Below are 695 nucleotides of genomic sequence, written 5' to 3' on the forward strand. Positions count from 1 at the left end.
GGCCAGCAGCAGGCCGGCGAGGAAGGAGGCGGCGGCGGAGGTCGCGTTCGACATGGCGTTCTCCCTGCTGCGAAGGCAGCGAGGCTCGCCGAGTGTAGGGGCCGCCGCCCCGGCGGTGTCAGGCGTCAGGCGAAGACGCCGGCCGTGTCCTGCATGCGGCGGCTGACCTCGCCCAGGTGATGCAGCGAATCGCCGTACTGCATCTCCATGAGCGTGAGCCGCTTGAAGTAATGGCTGCCGACATACTCGTCGGTCACGCCGATGCCGCCATGCAGCTGGATGCACTGCTGGCCGACGAAGCGCATCGCCTGGCCGAGCTGCACCTTGGCCTGCGAAACCGCGCGGCGGCGTGCCTCGGCTGGCTCGCCCAGCTTGAGCGTGGCGAAGTAGCTCATCGAGCGCGCCAGCTCCAGCTGCATCTTGATGTCGGCCATGCGATGGCGCAGCGCCTGGAAGCTGGCGATGGCGACGCCGAACTGCTTGCGCGTGTTCAGGTATTCCGCCGTCAGCGCGACGAAGCGGTCCATCGCGCCGACCGCCTCCGCCGCCTGCGCCGCGATGGCGATGTCGACGGCGTGTTCCAGCACCGCAAGGCCACGATCGGGACCGACCAGTAGCGTGGCGGGCGTGTCCTGCAGCGTCAGCTCGGCGGCGCGCGAGCCGTCGTGCAGCGCATAACCGCGCAGCGCGACGCC

Annotated in this window: 1 protein-coding gene; it reads right to left on the reverse strand. The window is 69.9% G+C overall.

Features of this window, described 5'->3' with window-relative positions; genetic code table 11:
• Positions 1-125 precede the first annotated feature (125 nt).
• On the reverse strand, positions 126-695 hold a 570-nt coding region (locus FUT87_RS23000), incomplete at its 5' end, for an acyl-CoA dehydrogenase family protein (RefSeq protein ID WP_255511978.1).

Source organism: Mitsuaria sp. TWR114, from assembly GCF_007997345.1.